Origin of the sequence: Sulfitobacter sp. (genome assembly GCF_039977885.1) — a bacterium.
Taxonomy (GTDB): domain Bacteria; phylum Pseudomonadota; class Alphaproteobacteria; order Rhodobacterales; family Rhodobacteraceae; genus Sulfitobacter.
Window position 1 is genome coordinate 210,236 of record NZ_JBDWCI010000012.1, and the last position, 20,443, is coordinate 230,678.

The following is a 20,443-nucleotide window of genomic DNA, read 5'->3' on the forward strand; positions in this document are numbered from 1 at the left end:
GGCATCCCTTCTTTATCGGATGAGAGCGAGACACAGGGGCACCAAACGACCCCAAATAATAAAAACTCTAGCAGGTTTCATACAGGCCTCGATTTTCATCAGACAATGAGATCCGGCGCGCGGGCGAGCAGACATCCCCCCAGGTGGCGCGCGCAGTCGGACTTTCCCGCAAGGCGGGACTAAAGCGGCGGGTTGATCAGTGGCAGCAGATCAATCCGCCCTTTTTAATTTCAGGGGTTCGGCAGGGATGTCGGCACCGCAAAAGGGACAAACGTAGTGAGCCGCAGGTTCAGAGGCGAAAGCCACAACAAGGTCGACACGAAGGGGCGGGTATCCATACCAGCCTCTTTTCGGCGTGTGTTGGAGGCGGGTGACCCGAACTGGAAGTCCGGCGAAACGCCCGAGTTGGTGATCGTATACGGTGATCACCGCCGCAGCTTTCTTGAATGCTATACAATGACCGCCATTGAAGAAGTAGACGACAAGATCGACGCGCTGCCACGCGGCTCGATGGAGCGTAAGATGTTGCAAGCCCTGTTTCACGGGCAGTCGTTTCCCACGACTGTCGATGAAACCGGGCGTCTGGTTCTGCCTGCCAAGCTGCGCAAGAAGATTGATCTGGACAAAGAGGCCTTCTTTATCGGGATGGGCGATACCTTCCAGATTTGGCAGCCTGAAACTTACGACACGCAGGAGCGCGCCAAGCAGGAAGCATGGCTTGACGAGTTGCCAGAGGATTTTGATCCGATGCAATTCCTTGATGGACCACTGGGAGGCTAACACGTCATGGCTGCCACCGAGACTTCCCCCCACATTCCTGTCCTGCTGCGTGCCATTCTCAAGGCTGTAGACCCTGTTGAAGGTGTCTGGCTGGACGGGACATTCGGGGCAGGCGGCTATACGCGCGGGTTGCTGGATGCGGGGGCGGCACAGGTTATCGCCGTTGACCGTGATCCACTGGCCCATGAGATGGCACAGCCTTGGGCCGGGGAGTACGGCGACCGGATTGTGATGCAGCACGGTGTGTTCTCGAAAATGGATGAGTATGCCACCGGCCTTGACGGGGTCGTGCTTGATCTTGGTGTCTCTTCCATGCAGCTGGATTTGGCTGAACGTGGCTTTTCGTTCATGCGGGACGGGCCGCTTGATATGCGCATGTCGCAAGATGGCCCGTCTGCCGCTGATCTGGTGAATGAGGCCTCCGAAGAGGAACTGGCCAATATCATCTTTCTGTACGGGGAGGAGCGCGCCAGCCGCCGTATCGCCAAAAAGATTGTGCTGGCCCGCGCTGATGCGCCAATCACCCGCACGCTTGAATTGGCAAAGCTGGTGGAAAGCTGCCTGCCGCGCCCCAAGCCGAACCAAAGCCACCCTGCCACCCGCACCTTTCAGGCGCTGCGCATCGCGGTGAACGACGAATACGGAGAGTTGTGGGGCGGTTTGATGGCGGCCGAGCGCGCGCTGAAACCCGGTGGTCAGCTTGCGGTGGTGACGTTTCACTCTGTCGAGGACCGTATGGTCAAACGCTTTCTGACAGCCCGCGCAGGGGCAGGGGGCAATGCCAACCGCTTTGCGCCCGAGATGGTACAGGCCGCGCCGCAATTTACCATGAAATCGCGCAAGGCCCTCGGGCCGGACGAACAAGAGCTGGAAGAAAACCCGCGCAGCCGCAGCGCCAAGCTGCGCGTGGCCACGCGCACGGACGCACCGGCGGGCGCGATTGAGGCAAAGGCCATCGGGATGCCGATGATGAGGGGGAAGTAACATGAAATCAGTGATTTATGTATTGACTGCTTTGGGTGTGATCGGTCTGGCTTTTTGGGCTTACCGCGAAAACTATGCGACCCAGGCCGCCCTTGGACAGACTGACAAATTGCACGCGGAAATCCGTGAGGCCCACGGGCGTTTGGCGATTTTGCGCGCAGAGTGGGCCTATCAGAACCGCCCTGACCGCTTGCGCGATCTGGCCGAGCTGAATTTCGAGCGTCTGCAGCTTTTGCCGTTGCACCCTGATCAATTCGGTCAGGTGGATGAAGTCCAATATCCGCTGCCCGACATCCTGCCCATTACCAATCCTGTCGATGTTTCGACCTTTAAAGCAAAGGAAGGGTTATGATCCGCACGCCCCTGCGCCCCCTGGCGCGCATCCTTGAGGCCCGCGCAAAGGGTGAAAACCCTGACGCGATCGAGAACCAGAACCGCCGCATCCGTCACGAACAGATGCGCGACCAGGATCGCAATCGTGCCGAGGGCCGACTGTTGGTGCTGGGCGTGTTCTTTTTCTGTGCTTTTGCGGTTGTCGGGGCGCGTATGGGGCTGCTGGCGGTTTCCGACCCTGTTGAGCCGCGCGCCCATGCACCCGGTTCGATCATCGCCAACACCCGTGCCGATATTGTCGATCGTGAAGGTCGTATTCTGGCGACCAATCTGGATACACATGCGCTATATGCCCAGCCACCGCATATGATCGACCGGGAAGGGGCCGCACGCGAGCTGGCCAAGATTTTCCCCGATCTGGACGAAGAGCGGCTGATCAAAGACTTTACCGGCAAGCGCAAATTCTTGTGGGTGAAAAAGAAAATCAGCCCCGAACAAGTGCAGGCCGTGCATGACATCGGCGATCCGGGGCTGTTGTTTGCACCACGTGATATGCGTTTGTATCCCAACGGAAAACTGGCCGCGCATATCATGGGCGGTGCCAGTTTTGGCCGTGAAGGCGTGCGCGCAGCCGAAGTGATCGGCGTGGCCGGTGCCGAGAAATACTTTGACGACTATTTGCGCGACCCTGCCAATGCCGGAAAGCCGCTTGAGCTAAGTCTTGATTTGAGCGTGCAGGCCGCTGCCGAGCGGGTGCTTGAGGGCGGCATGAAGCTGATGAACGCCAAGGGCGCGACCTCGATCCTGATGGATGTGCATACCGGCGAGATCGTCAGCGTGGCCTCTTTGCCCAGTTTTGATCCCAACAACCGCCCGCGCCCCGCGATCGAGGGCGATGCTTCTGACAGCCCGCTGTTTAACCGTTCTGTGCAAGGCGTCTATGAGCTTGGCTCGACGTTCAAGATTTTCGCCGCCGCTCAGGCAATGGAGCTTGGATTGGTCAATCCCAACACGATGATCGACACCGCAGGCCCGATGAAAGTCGGCGGGCACCGCATTGGTGAATTCAAAAACCACAACTACGGCACGATTTCAGTGAGCCAGATCATCGAGAAATCCTCGAACCGTGGCACCGGCCGTCTTGCGCTGATGATCGGGAAAGAACGCCAGCAAGAGTTCCTGCGTTCATTGGGGTTGTTCGACAAATCGCCATTTGAAATCATTGAAGCTTCGGGCAGCACGCCGTTGGTGCCATCGCGTTATACGGATTTGTCGGCTGTTACGATCTCATACGGTCACGGTATTTCGACCACTGCAATGCATCTGGCGGCAGCTTACTCGGCCATCGCCAATGGCGGCCGCGCGATCAAACCGACATTGCTAAAGCAATCGGGCCCTCAGGAGGGCACACGCGTCATGCGTGAGGATGTAGCGGCCGCTTCACGGCGCATGTTGCGCGATGTGGTTGTGGGTGAAGACGGCACTGCCAGCTTTGCAGAGGTCCCGGGGTATTTCGTGGCAGGCAAGACCGGCACAGCCGATAAGCCAAAGCCGCGTGGCGGTTATTACAAAGACAAAACAATCACGACCTTTGCCTCGATGTTTCCGGCCGACAATCCGCGCTACGTTCTGGTGGTGACACTGGATGAACCAATCGAAACCTCCAGCGGTAAACCGCGGCGCACAGCGGGCTGGACGGCAGTGCCGATTGCAGCAGAAATGGTACGTCGGGTGGCACCGTTGTTGGGAATGCGTCCGGCCATTGAACCCGCTCAGGTCGCTGGTATAACGCTCACCAGCAGCAACTAGCTTTAGGGTCCCTGATGTCCGTGTCAAAGAGCACCTCACTTAATTCACTGGGGCTCATGGCCGTCGGGAATGAAAATGCCGAAATCTCGGGTCTCGAGGTAGATAGCCGCCGCGTGCGCAACGGCACCTTGTTTGCCGCGATGCCCGGCAGCGCGGTGCATGGCGCAGAATTCGTGCCCATGGCGCTTGAGAAAGGCGCGATTGCGGTGCTGACGGATGCTCAAGGCGCGCAGATTGCGGGCGATGCGATCCGCCAGGCAGGGGCCGCTCTGATCATCACAGACGCTCCGCGTGAGGCATTGGCGCGCACAGCCGCATTGTGGTTCGGCGCACAGCCCGAGACCATGATTGCCGTGACCGGCACCAATGGCAAAACCTCGGTAAGCACCTTTGTACGCCAAATCTGGATCGAGATGGGGCTCTCTGCCGTGAACCTTGGCACCACTGGGGTTGAAGGCGCATGGGCAGCCCCACTGGCCCACACCACGCCTGAGCCCATTACCCTGCACCGAACACTGTCAGAGGCGGCTGCAAACGGCATAACCCACGCCGCCATGGAAGCCTCTAGCCACGGGCTCGATCAGCGCCGCCTTGATGGGGTGACGCTGCGCGCGGCGGGGTTCACCAATTTCACCCAAGACCACTTGGACTATCACGAAACATTTGATGCCTATTTTGACGCCAAGGCGGGCTTATTTGCCCGTGTGCTGCCCGAAGAGGGCACTGCCGTTATCAATATTGATGATCCCAAAGGCGTTGATATGGCCGCGATAGCCCGCGCGCGCGGGTGCAAGGTGATTACGGTGGGCCGGGATGGCGGGGATCTCCATCTCATCGGTCAGCGCTTTGACGCGACGGGGCAGGATTTGCGTTTTGAATGGCAGGGCAAAGCCTATCAGAAGCGGCTTGAGCTTATTGGCGGGTTTCAGGCCGATAACGTCATGCTTGCGGCAGGCCTTGTGATTGCCTGCGGAGCAGAGCCTGCGGATGTCTTTGACACGCTGCCTCATTTGGGCACGGTGCGTGGCCGCATGCAGCTGGCCGCAACGCGCGATAACGGCGCGGCAGTGTTTGTTGATTATGCCCATACGCCGGATGCTGTTGCCACTGCCTTGGCGGCAATGCGGCCGCATGTAATGGGGCGTCTGGTGGCCATTATTGGCGCAGGCGGAGATCGCGACCGCGCCAAACGCCCTTTGATGGGCAAGGCGGCCAGCGCCAATGCCGATGTGGTGTTTGTCACCGATGACAATCCGCGCTCTGAGGATCCGGCAAGCATTCGTGCGGCGGTTCTGGAGGGCTGCACAGGGGCCACCGAGGTCGGCGACCGCGCCGAGGCGATCTTGCGCGGGGTGGACGTGCTTGGCCCCGGTGATGCGCTGTTGATCGCGGGCAAGGGACATGAGACCGGCCAGACCATCGGCGACGATGTGCTGCCCTTTGATGATGTAGAACAAGCAAGCGTGGCCGTGGCTGCCTTGGACGGGAGGCTGACATGACGCTTTGGACAGCAAGCGAGGCCGCAAAGGCCACAGGAGGGCGCGCGCAGGGCGATTGGTCTGTGAACGGTGTCTCGATCGACACGCGCACGATTGCGCAGGGCGATCTGTTTGTCGCGCTGCAAGCCGCCCGTGACGGGCATGATTTTGTCGCAAATGCTTTGGCCGCTGGCGCCGGGGCCGCGCTTGTCTCGCGCGTGCCCGAGGGTGTGGCCGAAGATGCGCCGCTGTTGATTGTGGAGGATGTGCTCAAAGGGTTAGAGGCTCTGGGGGCAGCTGCGCGCGCACGCACACAGGCCAAAGTGATCGGCATCACCGGCTCTGTCGGTAAGACCTCGACCAAGGAAATGCTGCTGGCGATGCTGTCCCCCCAAGGGCGCACCCATGCCTCCGTGGCCAGCTATAACAACCACTGGGGTGTGCCGCTGACCTTGGCGCGCATGCCTGCGGATACGGAGTATGCCATCATCGAGATGGGCATGAACCACCCCGGAGAAATCCTGCCGCTGACGATGCTGGCAAAACCGGATGCGGCGATGATCACCACCGTGGCCGCCGCGCATCTGGAGGCGTTCAAGGATATCACAGGCATCGCTTTGGAGAAGGCGAACATCTTTGACAGCCTGCCGATCGGCGCGCCTGCGGTCTATAACGCGGATGTGGAAACCTCTGCTATTCTTGCAGCGAAAACCCATGACAAGCGTCTACATGGCATCGCCTTTGGCGAACATGGCTTTGACTGGAAGCTCAAGGAACTGAGCATTCAGGGCGATACAACCGTGGTGCAGGCCGAGGTCGATGATGAACCTTTGCTGTTCAAACTTGCCACGCCGGGGCGGCATTTTGCCATGAACGCGCTGGGGGCTTTGGCGATTGTCAAAGCCATTGGGGCCGATCTGGGGCAGGCGGTAACGGTTCTGGGCAGTTGGACACCTTATAAGGGGCGCGGCCTGCGCGAAGTGATCCAGCTAGACCCGGTTGAGGCGCAGCAGCGTTTGTCGTTGATTGATGACAGCTATAATGCCAACCCGACGTCGGTCGCTGCGGCGCTGGAAGTCTTGGCGGGTGCGCAGCCCACAGATGGCGTGGGCAGTATCCGCAAAGGTCGCCGCATTGCATTTTTGGGTGATATGAAAGAGCTCGGGGCGGATGCGATCGCCCTGCACGCAGGCATTGCTCATCTGGAGGCGACCAAACAGCTTGATGTGATCCATTGCGTGGGCCCGATGATGCGGGCGCTTTATGACCTGCTGCCCGACCAACAGCGCGGCGACTGGTGTGAAAGCGCCGAGGAAATGTGCGAAGGCCTGCGCGGGCGTATTGATGCAGGCGATGTGGTGCTGGCAAAGGGCTCGTTGAGCATGAAATTAGGCACGGTCGTTGACGCCATCCGCAAAATGGGCCATCCGGTAACAGATATGTGACACCCCGATGAGGGGGCTGCGGCAAGCCAAGCTACAAGATGTGGGGCTGTCGCGATTAAGATTGTAAGGACGATGTATGCTCTATTGGTTGACCCTCCTGTCTGATGGCGGCGATTTCTTTAACCTTTTCCGCTACATTACCTTCAGGGCGGGGGGCGCGTTCCTGACGGCGCTGATTTTCGGGTTCCTGTTTGGCAAGCCGCTGATCAATATGCTGCGCCGCACCCAAGGCAAAGGCCAACCAATCCGTGACGATGGCCCCGAAGGGCATTTTGCCAAGGCGGGCACACCTACGATGGGTGGTTTGCTGATTGTGGGCGCGCTGCTCACTTCGACGCTGCTTTGGGCGCGTCTGGATAACGCGTTCATCTGGATGGTGCTTTTTGTCACGATGAGCTTTGCTGCCATCGGTTTTGCGGATGATTACGCCAAGGTGAGCAAGCAGAACGTGGCGGGTGTTTCGTCAAAGATCCGGCTTCTGCTGGGCTTTTTGATTGCGGGAATCGCAGGGTTTTGGGCCGCGCAATACCATCCCGAGAGCCTGCAAAACCAATTGGCGCTGCCGGTTTTCAAAGATGTGCTGATCAATTTGGGTTTTCTGTTTGTCCCCTTCGCGATGATCGTAATTGTGGGCGCAGCCAATGCTGTGAACCTTACCGATGGGCTTGACGGCTTGGCGATTATGCCGGTGATGATTGCGGCAGGCACCTTGGGCGTGATTGCCTATGCGGTAGGCCGCGTGGATTTCACCGAATATCTAGATGTGCATTATGTTCCCGGCACGGGCGAATTGTTGATCTTTACCGCCGGTATCTTTGGCGGGGGCCTTGGCTTTTTGTGGTATAACGCACCCCCAGCAGCTGTGTTTATGGGCGACACCGGTTCACTTGCCTTGGGTGGTGCTTTGGGGGCGATTGCCGTTGCGACCAAACACGAGCTGGTGCTGGGCATTGTTGGCGGTCTGTTTGTGGTTGAGGCGCTCAGCGTGATCATTCAGGTGCTCTATTTCAAACGCACCGGCAAACGTGTGTTTCTGATGGCACCAATCCACCACCACTATGAGAAAAAAGGCTGGGCCGAGCCGCAGATCGTGATCCGCTTCTGGATTATCTCGCTCATCCTTGCACTGATCGGTCTGGCCACGCTGAAGGTGCGCTAATGGGTGCGCCGGTCAAAGAGACGCGCGCGATGATTGCAGGGATGGCCCCCGTGCTGGACCCTGTGATCTACCATTTCTGCACCGGACCGGCGGGGTTGTTGCCCGACGCAATCGCCAGCTTTCGCGAAGAGGAAGGCCTGTCGCTGATCCTCAGTGATGCGGTGGCGCTGGCCCATGGTTTGCGAAGCGATATGCCGATGCAGCGGATCACACTGACGGTGCATTCCGCATTGGATGGCGTAGGGCTCACGGCCGCTGTTGCCGCGGCTCTCGCACAGGTGGGCATCGCGTGTAACATGGTTGCAGGGCTTCACCACGATCACGCCTTTGTACCCGCAGATGATGCAGCGCGGGCGGTTGAGGCTTTGCTGGCCTTGGCCAGTGACACTTAACGTCGAGACACCTAAAGTTAGGATAAAGAGATGATACCAGTTCAGGGCATGAAGGGGCTGCGGGTCGCGGTTTTGGGATTGGGCCGTTCTGGCCTGTCGGCGGCGCGTGCTTTGCGGGCAGGGGGGGCAGTGCCCATCTGCTGGGATGATAACCCTGTTGCGCGTGCGGCAGCCGAGATGGAGGATTTCGACTGCATCGAGCTGGGCAAACAGGGAGCGTTTGAAGACATCGCGCGGCTGATCGTCAGCCCGGGTATTCCGCATCTCTATCCGACCCCGAACCCCGTCGTCGCAGCGGCTCTGCGCGCAGGCGTGCCGGTGGACAATGACATCGGCCTGTTCTTCCAAAGCTTTGCCACCTCTGAATGGAACGGTTTCGAGATCGCGCCACGTGTGGTGGCCGTCACAGGATCCAACGGCAAATCCACGACTTCGGCATTGATCCACCACATTCTTGAGCACGCAGGCCGCAATAGCCAGCTGGCGGGCAACATCGGGCGCGGCGTGCTGGATATCGAGGCTGCCTGCAACGGCGGCGTTGTTGTGTTGGAGCTGTCGAGCTACCAAACCGATCTTGCGCGCAACCTGACACCGGATGTGGCCGTTTTCACCAACCTTAGCCCCGACCATCTGGACCGCCACGCGGGCATGGGAGGCTATTTCGCGGCCAAGCGGCGGCTGTTTTCCGAGGGTGGGCCAGACCGCGCAGTGATTGGCGTGGATGAAGCCGAAGGTCTGTTCCTTGCGGGGCAGTTGAGCGAAGGCCCCGTGGATGACCGCGTGATCCGCGTGAGTGTCGCAGGCAAGCTGGGTGGCCCGGGCTGGAACGTCTTTGCGCGCAAAGGGTTCCTGAGCGAGTACCGCAATGGCAAACAGGCGGCCTCCATTGATCTGCGTGACGTGGCGGGCCTGCCGGGAGCGCATAACCATCAAAACGCGTGCAGCGCTTATGCCGCGTGCCGTGCGCTTGGCATCCCGCCCCGCGTGATCGAAGCCGCGTTTCACAGTTTTGGCGGCCTGCCGCACCGCAGCCAGACCATCGGTGAGAAAGACGGCGTGCGTTTTGTGAACGACAGTAAAGCCACCAATGTGGATTCCGCCGCCAAGGCGCTTGCGGCCTTTAAGAACATCCGCTGGATTTGTGGTGGTCTGGAAAAAGAAGGCGGGTTGGACGGGCTTGCCAGTGCAGGTGACACCGTGCGCAAAGCCTATGTTATCGGGCGTGAGGCTGCCAATTTTGCCATGCAGTTGAATGTCGAGTCCGAGGTTTGCACCACGATGGCCACGGCCGTCAGCCGTGCGATTGCCGAAGCGGAAGCCGGTGATGTGGTTCTGCTTGCCCCTGCGGCGGCCAGCTTTGATCAATATGACAGTTTTGAGAAACGTGGCGATGATTTCGTATCATTGGTGCGCGCGCATTTGGACTAACCCGCGTTCAAATCCTGCGCCGCAGCCATGGCAGAGGACCACGCCCACTGAAAATTATAGCCGCCCAGCCAGCCGGTCACATCTACCGCTTCTCCGATGAAATAGAGCGAGGGCTGTGCCTTGACGGCCATGCTGCGCGCGCTCAGCGCATCGGTGTCAATGCCGCCGCGCGTGACCTCGGCGGTGCGGTAGCCTTCTGTGCCGCCGGGGGTGAGCTCCCAAGCCGCGAGGTTGTCGATAAAGGCTTGCAGTCGCTTGTCGGACCAATCCGCAAGGTTGCCTGACAGATCAAAGACCCCTGCCAGATGCTCAACCAGACGCGCGGGCATATGGCGGGCCAGTTCGGTGGTGAAATTGCGGCGGCCTGCTTCTTGGCGCTGCTGGCGCAAAGCGTCGAGCATCCCCGCAGGGGCAATGTCCACAGTGATCGGCATGCCCTCGCGCCAATAAGAGGAGGCTTGCAAGATGGCAGGCCCCGACAGCCCGCGGTGGGTGAACAACAGCGCCTCTTCGAAGGCTGGCCCGTCTGCCTGCACCCGCGCGGGGACAGCCACGCCCGAGATTTCGGCAAAACGCCCCCCTTCAAATGTAAAGGGCACCAAGGCGGGCCGGATTTCGGTGACGGGCACGCCAAATTGCGCGGCTACATCATAGGCAAAGCCGGTGGCCCCCATTTTGGGAATGGATTTGCCGCCGGTGGCCACAACGAGGCGGCGGGCGCGCAGTGGATGGCTTTGCCCGCCACTGTGAAGGGTGGCGGTGTAGCCATTGCCGTCATAGGCAATGTCGCTGATGTTGCTTTGCAATCGCAAATCCACGTCCTGCGATTTTAGCATGCCGACCAGCATGGCAACGATGTCTTTGGCGCTATTGTCACAAAACAGCTGGCCCAGCGTTTTTTCATGCCATGCGATGCCGTGGGCTTCGACCAACGCGATGAAATCCCATTGCGTATAGCGCGCCAGTGCCGATTTGGCGAAATGGGGATTGTTGCAGATAAAGGCCTGCGCATCTGTATAGAGGTTGGTGAAATTGCACCGCCCTCCACCAGAGATGCGAATTTTTTCGCCCGGTGCTTTTGCGTGATCCACCAATAGGGTCCGGCCCTCTGCATGGGCTGCGCACATCAGGCCTGCGGCCCCTGCGCCGATGATGAGGGTATCAAATTGCATGCCTGTGCAGGTGCCCGATGGGGCCGCACAGGTCAAGTCATTGCTCCGTCTCTGGAACAAACACGCGGGGCGCTGTGTTGACACATTGAAACGATAAAAAAGGAGACGATCATGACTGCACTAGCAGCAGCGAGCACATTCCCGAAAACAAATGTTGAGGCGCTGGACGGCAGCACAATCACCCTTGGCGCACCGCGCGGCGATTATGATTGGCAACTGGTCGTTGTCTATCGCGGATTGCATTGTCCTATTTGCAAAACCTACCTGTCCAAGCTGCAAGAGGTCGAGGCCGCCTTTAACGAGCAGGGCGTCGACGTGGTGGCCGTGTCGGGTGATCCAAAGGAAAAAGCGCAGAAAATGGCCGATGAGAAAAATCTGGACATCACCATTGGTTATGGTCTGACGCCTGCGCAGATGAAAACACTCGGCGTCTATATTTCGGATCCGCGCAGCCCCGAGGAAACCGACCGGCCCTTTGCCGAACCCGCAATGTTTGTGGTGAACGGCGATGGCAAGATTCAGATCATTGATGTCTCGAACGCGCCCTTTGCACGGCCCGAACTTGACGGGGTTGCAGGAGGTATCAAATTCATCCGCTCGAACGACTACCCCATCCGGGGTACGCACAGCTCCTGATAGGAGATTAAACCCCGCGCGGCGCAAAAGGGTGCAAAGACTCTAGCCGCGCGGGTAATTTGCCGTTATACTACCAACAGACCTCCGCAAAGGGGGCATGACAGGCAGTGTAAGGCACATACCCATGACAGAAATGGTTTATGGCGCAGTCCCGATGCGGGAAGGCGAACCTATTCTCCCCAAATGGTGGCGGACGCTCGATAAATGGGCGCTCTCCTGCATCCTGATGCTCTTTGGCATGGGATTGCTTCTGGGTCTTGCGGCCTCTCCGCCGCTTGCGGAAAAGAACGGCTTTCAGCCTTTCCATTATGTTCAGCGTCAAGCGTTTTTTGGCGGTTTGGCCATGATTGCGATGATGCTGACATCGATGATGACACCCACTGTGGTGCGCCGTCTGGCAGTTGTCGGATTTTCGATTTCCTTCTTTTCGCTGATGATGTTGCCGTTTTTTGGTACCGATTTCGGCAAAGGCGCTGTGCGCTGGTACTCGATGGGGTTTGCCTCTGTGCAGCCGTCCGAGTTCCTCAAGCCGGGTTTTGTTGTTGTCGCGGCATGGATGATGGCCGCCAACCTTGAGATCAACGGCCCTCCCGGCAAGGCGTGGTCCTTTGGGCTGTGTCTGACGATTGTGCTGATGCTGGCATTGCAGCCCGACTTCGGTCAGGCCTGTCTGGTGTTGTTCGGCTGGGGCGTGATGTATTTCGTAGCAGGCGCGCCGATGATTTTACTGGTGGGTATGGCGGTCATGGTCGCAGTGGCAGGGTCGGTCGCCTATTCCAGTTCCGAGCATTTCGCCCGTCGCATCGATGGTTTCATGAGCGTGGATATCGACCCGACAACCCAGCTTGGCTATGCGGCCAATGCGATCCGTGAGGGCGGGTTGTTTGGCGTGGGTGTGGGCGAGGGGGAAGTGAAATGGTCGCTGCCCGATGCGCATACGGATTTCATTATCGCTGTTGCCGCCGAAGAATACGGGCTGGTGTTGGTGTTGTGCATTATCGCGCTTTACGCTTGTATCGTTGTGCGTTCGCTCACGCGGTTGGTGCGCGAACGCGATCCGTTCATCCGTCTGGCCGGAACCGGCCTTGCCTGCATGTTCGGCGTACAGGCGATGATCAACATGGGCGTCGCCGTGCGTCTGCTGCCAGCCAAAGGCATGACACTGCCCTTCGTGAGCTACGGTGGCTCTTCCGTAATCGCCTCGGGTATTGCCCTTGGCATGTTATTGGCCTTCACACGGTCACGCCCTCAAGGTGAGATCAGCGCACTGCTGGCGCGAGGCCGCCAATGAGCCGCCCACCGCTTCTGGTGATCGCGGCTGGCGGCACCGGCGGGCATATGTTCCCCGCTCAGGCATTGGCCGAAGTCATGTTGTCCCGCGGCTGGCGTGTTAAGCTCAGCACAGATGCCCGCGGCGCGCGCTATACTTCGGGTTTTCCCGAGGCAGTCGAGATCGAAGAGATCTCCAGCGCGACCTTCGCCCGTGGTGGCCTGTTGGCCAAAGCGTTGGTCCCTTTCCGCATTCTGGGGGGCACCCTGCGGGCGGCATTTGGCATGATGCGTGATAAACCTGCTGTTGTGGTGGGGTTTGGCGGTTATCCTTCTATTCCGGCGCTTGGTGCTGCGTGCATGTTGCGTCTGCCGCGCATGATCCACGAGCAAAACGGCGTGCTGGGTCGCGTGAACGAGGTTTTTGCCACGCGGGTCGATGCCGTCGCTTGTGGTACATGGCCCACGACATTGCCCGATGATGTGGAAGGGTTGCATGTGGGCAATCCTGTGCGCGCTTCGGTGCTTGAACGGGCAGGTGCGGGCTATATCGCGCCGGGTGATTACCCGATGGATTTGCTGGTGATGGGTGGCTCTCAGGGCGCGCGTATCCTCAGCGATGTGATCCCGCCCGCCATAGCGGCGCTGCCGATGGACATGTTGCGCAATATCCGCGTCAGCCATCAAGCGCGGGATGAGGACGGCACGCGCGTGTCGGAGTATTACGCAGAGCATGGCATCAACGCGGATGTGCAGCCGTTTTTCCATGATGTGCCGCGCCGCATGTCCGAGGCGCAGCTGGTCATTAGCCGTTCGGGCGCATCTTCAATTGCGGATCTGACCGTCATTGGCCGGCCTGCGATCCTGATCCCCTTTGCGGCAGCGGCAGGCGATCACCAATCCGCAAATGCACGCGGCATGGTCGAAGCACAATCGGCGGTGTTGATCACCGAAGGTGCGGCAACAATTGAAACGCTCACCGAATATATCCAGATGGTTCTGTCCGATAGTGATGCGGCATTGAAAATGGCCAATAGTGCGCTGGCGCTTGGCAAACCCGAGGCGGCCGAGGCATTGGCCGATCTAGTTGTAGAAATTGCGAATAAGGAGGCATTAGCATGAATGCTGCGACAAAACTGCCCGGCGATGTCGGTGCGATCCATTTCGTCGGGATTGGTGGCATTGGCATGTCCGGTATCGCCGAAGTGCTGCTGAACCACGGCTATCAGGTGCAAGGCTCGGACCTTAAATCCACCCCTATAACGGAGCGCCTTTCCGAACTGGGTGCCAAGGTTTTCGAAGGGCAGCGCGCCGAAAATATCGAAGGGGCGCAGGTCATCGTGATCTCCTCTGCGATTAAGCCGGGCAATCCCGAACTTGATGCTGCGCGCCTTGCCGGTGTGCCCATCGTGCGCCGCGCCGAAATGCTGGCCGAGCTGATGCGCCTGAAATCGAATGTGGCCATTGCAGGGACGCATGGCAAAACCACCACCACGACCATGGTCGCGGCATTGCTGGATGGGGGCGGGTTTGATCCCACTGTTGTCAACGGCGGCATCATCCACGCTTACGGCTCGAATGCGCGCAAGGGCGAGGGCGAATGGATGGTTGTCGAAGCTGACGAGAGCGACGGCACATTCAACCGCCTTCCGGCCACGATTGCCGTTGTGACCAATATCGACCCCGAGCATATGGACCACTGGGGTACCATTGAAAATCTGCGGCAGGGGTTTTTGGAATTCACGTCGAACATCCCGTTTTACGGTGTGGCGGTCTGCTGTACCGACAGTGCCGAGGTGCAGGCATTGGTGGGCAAGATTACCGATCGCCGCGTGATTACCTATGGTTTCAATGCGCAGGCTGATGTGCGGGCTGTCGGGCTGCATTACAAAGCGGGTGTTGCGCATTTCGATGTGCATCTGCAAAACGAAGACATCGTGATCAAGGATTGCCAGCTTCCTATGCCGGGCGACCATAACGTGTCCAACGCGCTAAGCGGGATTGCCGTTGCGCGCCATCTGGGCATGAAGGGCGAAGAAATCCGTGAGGCACTGGCCAGCTTTGGTGGCGTTAACCGCCGCTTTACAAAGGTAGGCGAAGTCGACGGCGTGACGATCATTGACGATTATGGCCACCATCCGGTCGAGATTGCCGCCGTGCTCAAGGCAGCGCGTGAGGCGACTGAAGGGCGGGTGATAGCTGTGCATCAACCGCACCGCTATTCCCGCCTGAGCCACCATTTTGATGAATTCTGTGCCTGTTTTAACGATTGTGACGTTGTGGGTATCACCGATGTTTATGCCGCTGGCGAAGACCCGATCGAAGGGGCAGACCGCGATAGCCTTGTTGCAGGCTTGATCCAGCACGGTCACCGCCACGCGCGCCGTGTGGAAAATGCTGATGATCTTGCGCGTCTGGTGTCCGAGCAGGCCCGCCCGGGTGATATGGTTGTCTGCCTTGGCGCGGGCACAATTTCGAACTGGGCCAACGCGCTTCCCGATGCATTGCAGGCCCTGAAAGGGGCGGCTGCGTGACATTGATCTGGCTATCTCTTGCTTGGGTCTTTGCCTCTGCGGGGGTAGCGGTGTTGCCTGTGCGTAAACAATATGTTCCGGGCGTCGCGCTTTTGGTCGCAGCGCCTGTGCTATTGGTGATGATCGGGATGCAGCATGGCTGGTTGTTCGCTTTGGCGGGGTTGGCGGCTTTTGTGTCCATGTTCCGCAACCCGTTGCGTTATTTCGCGGCGCGCCTGCGCGGCCAATACCCCGAGGTGCCGGAATGATCAGCCTGTCTTTGCTTCTTTCTTGCATTTGGGCTGTGGCCGCGAATGTGCTGGCGATGACGCCTAGCAAAGACCACCATTGGCGGAACGCCTATATTCTGATCGCTGTCGGTATTCCGATTGTGGGCTATGTGGTGGTCCAGCACGGTCCTTGGATCGGCTTGCTGGTCCTTGCAGCAGGATGTTCGGTGCTGCGTTGGCCTGTTATCTATTTTGGTCGTTGGCTGCGCCGGATTGGCCGCAGTACTTCGGCGGAGTAAATCCTATGATATATCTTTTGGTGGTCGGCTTGGCCGTCTGGGTTCTGGGCTGTGGCTATGCTGGCTTTCACCAGCGTTTTCGCCTGTTTTTGGTGATCCTGGTGATCGGCATGGGGCTTAACACGCTTTGGATGGTGCTGGGGCTTCAGGCGCGGCCCTTTTCACCGCCGGCGATGACGGCCCATGCAGCCGCGTTGCTTTATGCTGTTTGCGCGCTTGGCATAGGCTGGATTATCGGGCGTACCGCACGCCGTTTTCGTGACAGTAAGGTTGAAAAGCTATGACCGCATTGCCAGTACCGCGCGGGAAATTAACGGCGCAGCGTGATTTATCCGATCTGACATGGCTGCGTGTGGGTGGTCCGGCTGATTATCTGTTCCAGCCCGCTGACCTTGAGGATTTGCAAAGCTTCTTGCGTGATCTGCCTGCTGACGTGAACGTTTTTGCCATGGGGGTCGGTTCGAACCTGATCGTACGTGATGGCGGGCTGCGCGCTGTGGTGATCCGTTTGGGGCGTGGGTTCAACGGGATCGAGGTCGCAGGCGATAGCGTCATCGCAGGGGCTGCTGCACTTGATGCGCATGTCGCGCGCAAGGCCGCGGATGCGGGGCTTGATCTTACTTTTTTACGCACAATTCCGGGCAGTGTCGGTGGCGCGGTGCGCATGAATGCAGGCTGCTATGGCACATACACGGCGGATTATTTTGTCAGCGCACAGGCCGTCACGCGGGCAGGGGAGCTGATCACCCTCACACCGCAAGATCTGAATTTCAGGTATCGACAAAGCGACCTGCCAGAAGGCACCGTAATCATCAGCGCGACCTTCACCCCACCCAAGGGGGAGGCAGAGGCGCTGCACGCGCGGATGCAGGATCAACTGGCAAAACGCGACGCAACCCAACCCACCAAGGACCGCAGCGCAGGGTCGACCTTTCGCAATCCGGCCGGGTTCAGCTCGACCGGTAAAGCGGATGACGTGCATGACCTCAAGGCGTGGAAGGTCATCGAGGATGCGGGCATGAAGGGGGCCATGCGCGGCGGTGCGCAGATGTCGCTGAAACATGCCAACTTTCTGATCAATACAGGCGATGCTTCGGCAGCCGATCTTGAAGGATTGGGCGAAGAAGTGAGAAAAAAGGTTTACGATTCCAGTGGTATCACGCTAGAATGGGAAATTATGCGAATAGGCGAACCATAATCGCCATTTCGCAGAGGCTCAGACCGCAAAAAGCGGCTGTAAACGACAAAATGGGCCAAAAGGCCCTGATAAAACAATAATAATGGAGCGTTACGCTCTGGGACATTGAGGCACTGGGTTATGTCGAGCAGGACACACCCGACAGTGGCGGTATTAATGGGCGGACCCTCGGCCGAGCGTGAGGTGTCGCTTGATACGGGGCGTGCATGCGCCGCTGCACTGCGGGAATACGGATATACTTCTGTGATCGAGGTCGATGCAGGCCCCGATCTTTATGCTGTTTTGACGGATGCAAAACCGGATGTTGTGTTGAATTGCCTGCACGGTCGTTGGGGCGAGGACGGTTGTGTGCAGGGCATGCTTGAGTGGCTGCAAATTCCCTACACCCATTCGGGCGTTCTGGCTTCGGCTGTGGCAATGGACAAACAGCGCAGCAAAGACATCTTCCGCGCCGCCGGTTTGCCCGTGGTCGAGAGCGTGCTCGTCGCAGCAGATGATGTGCGCAGCGGTCACGTGATGGCACCACCCTATGTGGTCAAACCCAACAACGAAGGCTCCTCTGTTGGGGTGTATCTGGTTTCGGATGAAAACAACGGCCCGCCGCAGCTGGACGCGGATATGCCGCAGACTGTGATGGTCGAGACCTTCGCGCCGGGCCGTGAGCTTACGACATCCGTGATCGGCGACCGTGCGTTGACCGTGACCGATATCATCACGACCGGATGGTATGATTACGATGCCAAATACAAAGAGGGCGGCTCCTCCCATGTGGTGCCCGCAGATGTCCCGCAAGAGATTTTCGATCTGTGCATGGCTTATGCTGTGCGCGCACATGAGGCTCTGGGCTGCCGCGGTGTCAGCCGGACCGATTTCCGCTGGGATGAGGCGCGCGGTGCGGACGGGTTGATCCTGCTCGAGACCAACACACAACCCGGCATGACCAGCACCTCACTGACGCCCGAGCAGGCGCAGGCGACAGGGATGAGCTTTGCCGAGTTGTGCCATTGGATGGTGGAGGACGCGTCATGCGCACGTTGATCCGCAAAAAACAGACCACAGGCCGCGCGGATCCGGCGCCTTCGCGTTGGGCATGGCGCATGCAGCGCATGATGCTGACCCCGGGTATCAGGTTGGCGTTGCGCGCAGGCATTCCATTCTGCATCACCTTGACGGCGGGAACTATTTATCTGGCTGATGATGCACGCCGCGATGCGATTGCACAAACCGTGTCGGAAGCCCGTGCAAGCATCGAGCAACGCCCCGAATTCATGGTCAATCTGATGGCGATCGACGGGGCGGGTGACGAGCTTGCCAGTTATATCCGCGAAGCGCTGCCACTTGATTTTCCTGTCTCCAGTTTTGATCTGGATCTGGATGCGATGCGCGGCTTGGTCAGTGAGATTCCGGCAGTGGAAAAAGCGGCTGTGCGCATCCGTCCGGGTGGCAAACTGCAGATCGATGTCACCCAACGCACCGCTGTCGCGCTGTGGCGTAACGAGGACGGACTGGCGCTGGTGGATGCGGATGGCATCTATGTCGCCGCCGCGACCAGCCGCTTTGCGCGCCCCGATCTGCCGATGATCGCGGGCAAGGGGGCGGATAAACATGTCGCCGAGGCACTTGACCTGATCGATGCAGCAGGCCCGCTTGGGTCGCGCTTGCGTGGATTGGTCCGTATCGGAGAGCGGCGCTGGGATGTGGTTCTGGACCGTGATCAGCGCATTTTACTGCCCGAAACAGAACCGCGGCGCGCGCTTGAACGCGTGATCGCTCTGGAAGGGGCACAAGATATTCTGACCCGCGACGTGGCGCGGGTCGATATGCGGCTGGCACGCCGACCAACAGTGCAAATGACAAATGAGGCCGCCGAAGAACGGATGGCCCGACAGGCAGCGTTTAGGGCACAAAACAAATGAATGATCTATATAACAGCCAACGCACAATGCGGCAGATGCGCAAGCTGGCGATGCAGCGCGGTGTGGTGGCGATTTTGGATGTGGGCAGTTCCAAGATTGCAGCGCTTGTGCTGCGGTTTGATGGTACGGCCCGACTGGAAGAAGAGGGCGAGATCGGATCGCTGGCGGGGCAATCGGGCTTTCGCGTGATCGGCGCGGCCACGACCCGTTCGCGTGGGGTTCGTTTCGGTGAAATCACCGCCATGGGCGAGACCGAGCGCGCCATTCGCACCGCATTGCAGGCCGCGCAGAAAATGGCCGGCATCCGCGTTGACCATGTAATCGCCTGTTTTGCGGGCGGTGATCCGCGTAGCTACGGACTTGATGCGCAGATATCGCTTGAGGATCAGGTTGTCTCGGAAGATGACGTTGCCCGTGTTCTGAGTAGCTGTGATGTGCCGGAATATGGTGAGGGTCGCGAAGTCCTGCACGCACAACCTGTGAATTTCGCGCTGGACCATCGCAGTGGCCTGATTGATCCGCGCGGCCAGATTGGCAATGATCTAAGTGTTGATATGCATATGCTCACGGTAGACGCCGCCGCTGTGCAACACTTGGCTTATTGCATTAAACGCTGTGATCTTGAATTGGCGGGGATTGCTTCGTCGGCCTATGTGTCCGGCATTGCAGCGCTGGTCGAGGACGAGCAAGAGTTGGGCGCCGCCTGTATTGATCTGGGTGGCGGCGCAACCGGCGTTTCGATCTTTATCAAAAAGCACATGATTTATTCGGACAGTATCCGCATGGGCGGGGATCATGTGACCTCGGATATCTCGATGGGCTTGCAAGTGCCCACCGCCAATGCAGAGCGGATTAAGACATTTTACGGCGGCTTGCAGGCCACGGGCATGGACGATCGCGAGATGATCGAAATCGGCGGAGAAACCGGCGATTATGAGCATGACCGCCGCACTGCCAGCCGTGCAGAGTTGATCGGCATCATGCGTCCACGGGTCGAGGAAATTCTCGAAGAAGTACGTGCGCGCCTTGATGCGGCAGGGTTTGACCATCTGCCCAGCCAGCAGATCGTCCTGACCGGTGGCGGCAGCCAGATTCCGGGGTTGGACGGGCTGGCCAGCAAAATTTTAGGCCAACAGGTGCGGTTGGGTCGTCCGCTTCGTGTGCATGGCTTGCCACAAGCCGCCACCGGGCCGGGATTTTCTTCGGCGGTCGGGCTCGCGTTGTTTGCTGCCAACCCTCAGGATGAATGGTGGGATTTCGATATTCCGGCCGATCGCTACCCTGCACGTTCGCTCAAGCGGGCTGTGAAATGGTTCAAGGACAATTGGTGACCTCAACATGGGGTAACATCGACGATATACGGTGAGAATGGGCGAAAAAATGCCTATATTTGGCGCCGAAA

At 58.9% G+C, this 20,443-nt stretch carries 21 protein-coding genes; 20 read left to right on the forward strand and 1 reads right to left on the reverse strand.

The window, feature by feature from the left end; genetic code table 11:
* Nucleotides 1-276: 276 nt before the first annotated feature.
* From mraZ to murD, 9 genes are all read left to right on the forward strand, one after another.
* Nucleotides 277-780 carry a division/cell wall cluster transcriptional repressor MraZ gene (gene mraZ / locus ABJM03_RS09395; protein WP_348417127.1) on the forward strand — a complete coding sequence of 168 codons (504 nt, stop codon included), beginning with the start codon at nucleotides 277-279 and terminating at the stop codon, nucleotides 778-780.
* 6 nt (nucleotides 781-786) lie between these two features.
* Nucleotides 787-1,764, forward strand: a complete 978-nt coding sequence (gene rsmH / locus ABJM03_RS09400) for a 16S rRNA (cytosine(1402)-N(4))-methyltransferase RsmH (protein ID WP_348417128.1) — start codon at nucleotides 787-789, stop codon at nucleotides 1,762-1,764.
* Between the two features lies 1 nt (nucleotide 1,765).
* Nucleotides 1,766-2,116 carry a cell division protein FtsL gene (locus tag ABJM03_RS09405; RefSeq protein ID WP_348417129.1) on the forward strand — a complete coding sequence of 117 codons (351 nt, stop codon included), beginning with the start codon at nucleotides 1,766-1,768 and terminating at the stop codon, nucleotides 2,114-2,116.
* The gene (locus tag ABJM03_RS09410) at nucleotides 2,113-3,906 is read left to right on the forward strand and encodes a penicillin-binding protein 2 (RefSeq protein ID WP_348417130.1); all 1,794 of its coding nucleotides are present in this window, start codon (nucleotides 2,113-2,115) and stop codon (nucleotides 3,904-3,906) included. Before ABJM03_RS09405 ends, ABJM03_RS09410 begins: the two co-directional genes overlap by 4 nt.
* Before the next feature lie 14 nt (nucleotides 3,907-3,920).
* Nucleotides 3,921-5,405, forward strand: a complete 1,485-nt coding sequence (locus tag ABJM03_RS09415; protein ID WP_348417131.1) for a UDP-N-acetylmuramoyl-L-alanyl-D-glutamate--2,6-diaminopimelate ligase — start codon at nucleotides 3,921-3,923, stop codon at nucleotides 5,403-5,405.
* Nucleotides 5,402-6,829, forward strand: a complete 1,428-nt coding sequence (murF, locus tag ABJM03_RS09420) for a UDP-N-acetylmuramoyl-tripeptide--D-alanyl-D-alanine ligase (RefSeq protein WP_348417132.1) — start codon at nucleotides 5,402-5,404, stop codon at nucleotides 6,827-6,829. The genes ABJM03_RS09415 and murF overlap by 4 nt, the downstream gene beginning before the upstream one ends.
* 76 nt (nucleotides 6,830-6,905) lie before the next feature.
* The gene (gene mraY / locus ABJM03_RS09425; RefSeq protein WP_348417133.1) at nucleotides 6,906-7,988 is read left to right on the forward strand and encodes a phospho-N-acetylmuramoyl-pentapeptide-transferase; all 1,083 of its coding nucleotides are present in this window, start codon (nucleotides 6,906-6,908) and stop codon (nucleotides 7,986-7,988) included.
* Nucleotides 7,988-8,380, forward strand: coding sequence for an ACT domain-containing protein (locus ABJM03_RS09430; RefSeq protein WP_348417134.1), 393 nt, complete (start codon nucleotides 7,988-7,990; stop codon nucleotides 8,378-8,380). Before mraY ends, ABJM03_RS09430 begins: the two co-directional genes overlap by 1 nt.
* Nucleotides 8,381-8,410: 30 nt before the next feature.
* Nucleotides 8,411-9,808, forward strand: coding sequence for a UDP-N-acetylmuramoyl-L-alanine--D-glutamate ligase (murD, locus tag ABJM03_RS09435; RefSeq protein WP_348417135.1), 1,398 nt, complete (start codon nucleotides 8,411-8,413; stop codon nucleotides 9,806-9,808).
* Here murD and ABJM03_RS09440 read toward each other — a convergent pair.
* Entirely contained in the window at nucleotides 9,805-10,980 is a 1,176-nt protein-coding gene (locus ABJM03_RS09440; protein WP_348417136.1) for an NAD(P)/FAD-dependent oxidoreductase, read from the reverse strand. The genes murD and ABJM03_RS09440 overlap by 4 nt on opposite strands.
* A gap of 111 nt (nucleotides 10,981-11,091) precedes the next feature.
* Here ABJM03_RS09440 and ABJM03_RS09445 point away from each other — a divergent pair, with 111 nt between their 5' ends.
* The 11 genes from ABJM03_RS09445 (at nucleotide 11,092) to ftsA (ending at nucleotide 20,372) form a co-directional block, all read left to right on the forward strand.
* A complete protein-coding gene (locus ABJM03_RS09445; RefSeq protein WP_348417137.1) occupies nucleotides 11,092-11,616 on the forward strand; it encodes a peroxiredoxin-like family protein in 525 nt (174 codons plus the stop codon).
* Nucleotides 11,617-11,740: 124 nt separating this feature from the next.
* Entirely contained in the window at nucleotides 11,741-12,907 is a 1,167-nt protein-coding gene (locus ABJM03_RS09450) for a putative peptidoglycan glycosyltransferase FtsW (RefSeq protein ID WP_348417138.1), read from the forward strand.
* On the forward strand, nucleotides 12,904-14,007 hold the full coding sequence (locus ABJM03_RS09455) for a UDP-N-acetylglucosamine--N-acetylmuramyl-(pentapeptide) pyrophosphoryl-undecaprenol N-acetylglucosamine transferase (protein WP_348417139.1): 1,104 nt from the start codon (nucleotides 12,904-12,906) through the stop codon (nucleotides 14,005-14,007). Before ABJM03_RS09450 ends, ABJM03_RS09455 begins: the two co-directional genes overlap by 4 nt.
* Nucleotides 14,004-15,419: a UDP-N-acetylmuramate--L-alanine ligase gene (gene murC / locus ABJM03_RS09460; RefSeq protein ID WP_348417140.1), complete on the forward strand. Its 1,416-nt coding sequence runs from the start codon at nucleotides 14,004-14,006 to the stop codon at nucleotides 15,417-15,419. The genes ABJM03_RS09455 and murC overlap by 4 nt, the downstream gene beginning before the upstream one ends.
* A complete protein-coding gene (locus tag ABJM03_RS09465) occupies nucleotides 15,416-15,667 on the forward strand; it encodes a DUF2484 family protein (RefSeq protein ID WP_348417141.1) in 252 nt (83 codons plus the stop codon). The genes murC and ABJM03_RS09465 overlap by 4 nt, the downstream gene beginning before the upstream one ends.
* Nucleotides 15,667-15,927: a DUF2484 family protein gene (locus tag ABJM03_RS09470; protein ID WP_348417583.1), complete on the forward strand. Its 261-nt coding sequence runs from the start codon at nucleotides 15,667-15,669 to the stop codon at nucleotides 15,925-15,927. Before ABJM03_RS09465 ends, ABJM03_RS09470 begins: the two co-directional genes overlap by 1 nt.
* A 5-nt stretch (nucleotides 15,928-15,932) precedes the next feature.
* Entirely contained in the window at nucleotides 15,933-16,211 is a 279-nt protein-coding gene (locus ABJM03_RS09475) for a hypothetical protein (protein WP_348417142.1), read from the forward strand.
* A complete protein-coding gene (gene murB, locus ABJM03_RS09480) occupies nucleotides 16,208-17,125 on the forward strand; it encodes a UDP-N-acetylmuramate dehydrogenase (protein WP_348417143.1) in 918 nt (305 codons plus the stop codon). The genes ABJM03_RS09475 and murB overlap by 4 nt, the downstream gene beginning before the upstream one ends.
* A gap of 156 nt (nucleotides 17,126-17,281) precedes the next feature.
* Nucleotides 17,282-18,163: a D-alanine--D-alanine ligase gene (locus tag ABJM03_RS09485; RefSeq protein WP_348417585.1), complete on the forward strand. Its 882-nt coding sequence runs from the start codon at nucleotides 17,282-17,284 to the stop codon at nucleotides 18,161-18,163.
* The gene (locus ABJM03_RS09490) at nucleotides 18,151-19,041 is read left to right on the forward strand and encodes a cell division protein FtsQ/DivIB (RefSeq protein ID WP_348417144.1); all 891 of its coding nucleotides are present in this window, start codon (nucleotides 18,151-18,153) and stop codon (nucleotides 19,039-19,041) included. Before ABJM03_RS09485 ends, ABJM03_RS09490 begins: the two co-directional genes overlap by 13 nt.
* Nucleotides 19,038-20,372 (forward strand): cell division protein FtsA, encoded by a 1,335-nt coding sequence (gene ftsA / locus ABJM03_RS09495; protein WP_348417145.1) that lies wholly within the window; start codon nucleotides 19,038-19,040, stop codon nucleotides 20,370-20,372. The genes ABJM03_RS09490 and ftsA overlap by 4 nt, the downstream gene beginning before the upstream one ends.
* Nucleotides 20,373-20,443 lie beyond the last annotated feature (71 nt).

What these genes read in the sequence shown, in the direction of transcription:
- rsmH (WP_348417128.1), top strand. Translation starts at nt 787, where the DNA reads ATGGCTGCCACCGAGACTTCCCCCCACATTCCTGTCCTGCTGCGTGCC.
- ABJM03_RS09405 (WP_348417129.1), top strand. Translation starts at nt 1,766, where the DNA reads ATGAAATCAGTGATTTATGTATTGACTGCTTTGGGTGTGATCGGTCTG.
- ABJM03_RS09410 (WP_348417130.1), top strand. Translation starts at nt 2,113, where the DNA reads ATGATCCGCACGCCCCTGCGCCCCCTGGCGCGCATCCTTGAGGCCCGC.
- ABJM03_RS09415 (WP_348417131.1), top strand. Translation starts at nt 3,921, where the DNA reads ATGTCCGTGTCAAAGAGCACCTCACTTAATTCACTGGGGCTCATGGCC.
- murF (WP_348417132.1), top strand. Translation starts at nt 5,402, where the DNA reads ATGACGCTTTGGACAGCAAGCGAGGCCGCAAAGGCCACAGGAGGGCGC.
- mraY (WP_348417133.1), top strand. Translation starts at nt 6,906, where the DNA reads ATGCTCTATTGGTTGACCCTCCTGTCTGATGGCGGCGATTTCTTTAAC.
- ABJM03_RS09430 (WP_348417134.1), top strand. Translation starts at nt 7,988, where the DNA reads ATGGGTGCGCCGGTCAAAGAGACGCGCGCGATGATTGCAGGGATGGCC.
- murD (WP_348417135.1), top strand. Translation starts at nt 8,411, where the DNA reads ATGATACCAGTTCAGGGCATGAAGGGGCTGCGGGTCGCGGTTTTGGGA.
- ABJM03_RS09440 (WP_348417136.1), bottom strand. Translation starts at nt 10,980, where the DNA reads ATGCAATTTGATACCCTCATCATCGGCGCAGGGGCCGCAGGCCTGATG.
- ABJM03_RS09445 (WP_348417137.1), top strand. Translation starts at nt 11,092, where the DNA reads ATGACTGCACTAGCAGCAGCGAGCACATTCCCGAAAACAAATGTTGAG.
- ABJM03_RS09450 (WP_348417138.1), top strand. Translation starts at nt 11,741, where the DNA reads ATGACAGAAATGGTTTATGGCGCAGTCCCGATGCGGGAAGGCGAACCT.
- ABJM03_RS09455 (WP_348417139.1), top strand. Translation starts at nt 12,904, where the DNA reads ATGAGCCGCCCACCGCTTCTGGTGATCGCGGCTGGCGGCACCGGCGGG.
- murC (WP_348417140.1), top strand. Translation starts at nt 14,004, where the DNA reads ATGAATGCTGCGACAAAACTGCCCGGCGATGTCGGTGCGATCCATTTC.
- ABJM03_RS09475 (WP_348417142.1), top strand. Translation starts at nt 15,933, where the DNA reads ATGATATATCTTTTGGTGGTCGGCTTGGCCGTCTGGGTTCTGGGCTGT.
- murB (WP_348417143.1), top strand. Translation starts at nt 16,208, where the DNA reads ATGACCGCATTGCCAGTACCGCGCGGGAAATTAACGGCGCAGCGTGAT.
- ABJM03_RS09485 (WP_348417585.1), top strand. Translation starts at nt 17,282, where the DNA reads ATGGGCGGACCCTCGGCCGAGCGTGAGGTGTCGCTTGATACGGGGCGT.
- ABJM03_RS09490 (WP_348417144.1), top strand. Translation starts at nt 18,151, where the DNA reads ATGCGCACGTTGATCCGCAAAAAACAGACCACAGGCCGCGCGGATCCG.
- ftsA (WP_348417145.1), top strand. Translation starts at nt 19,038, where the DNA reads ATGAATGATCTATATAACAGCCAACGCACAATGCGGCAGATGCGCAAG.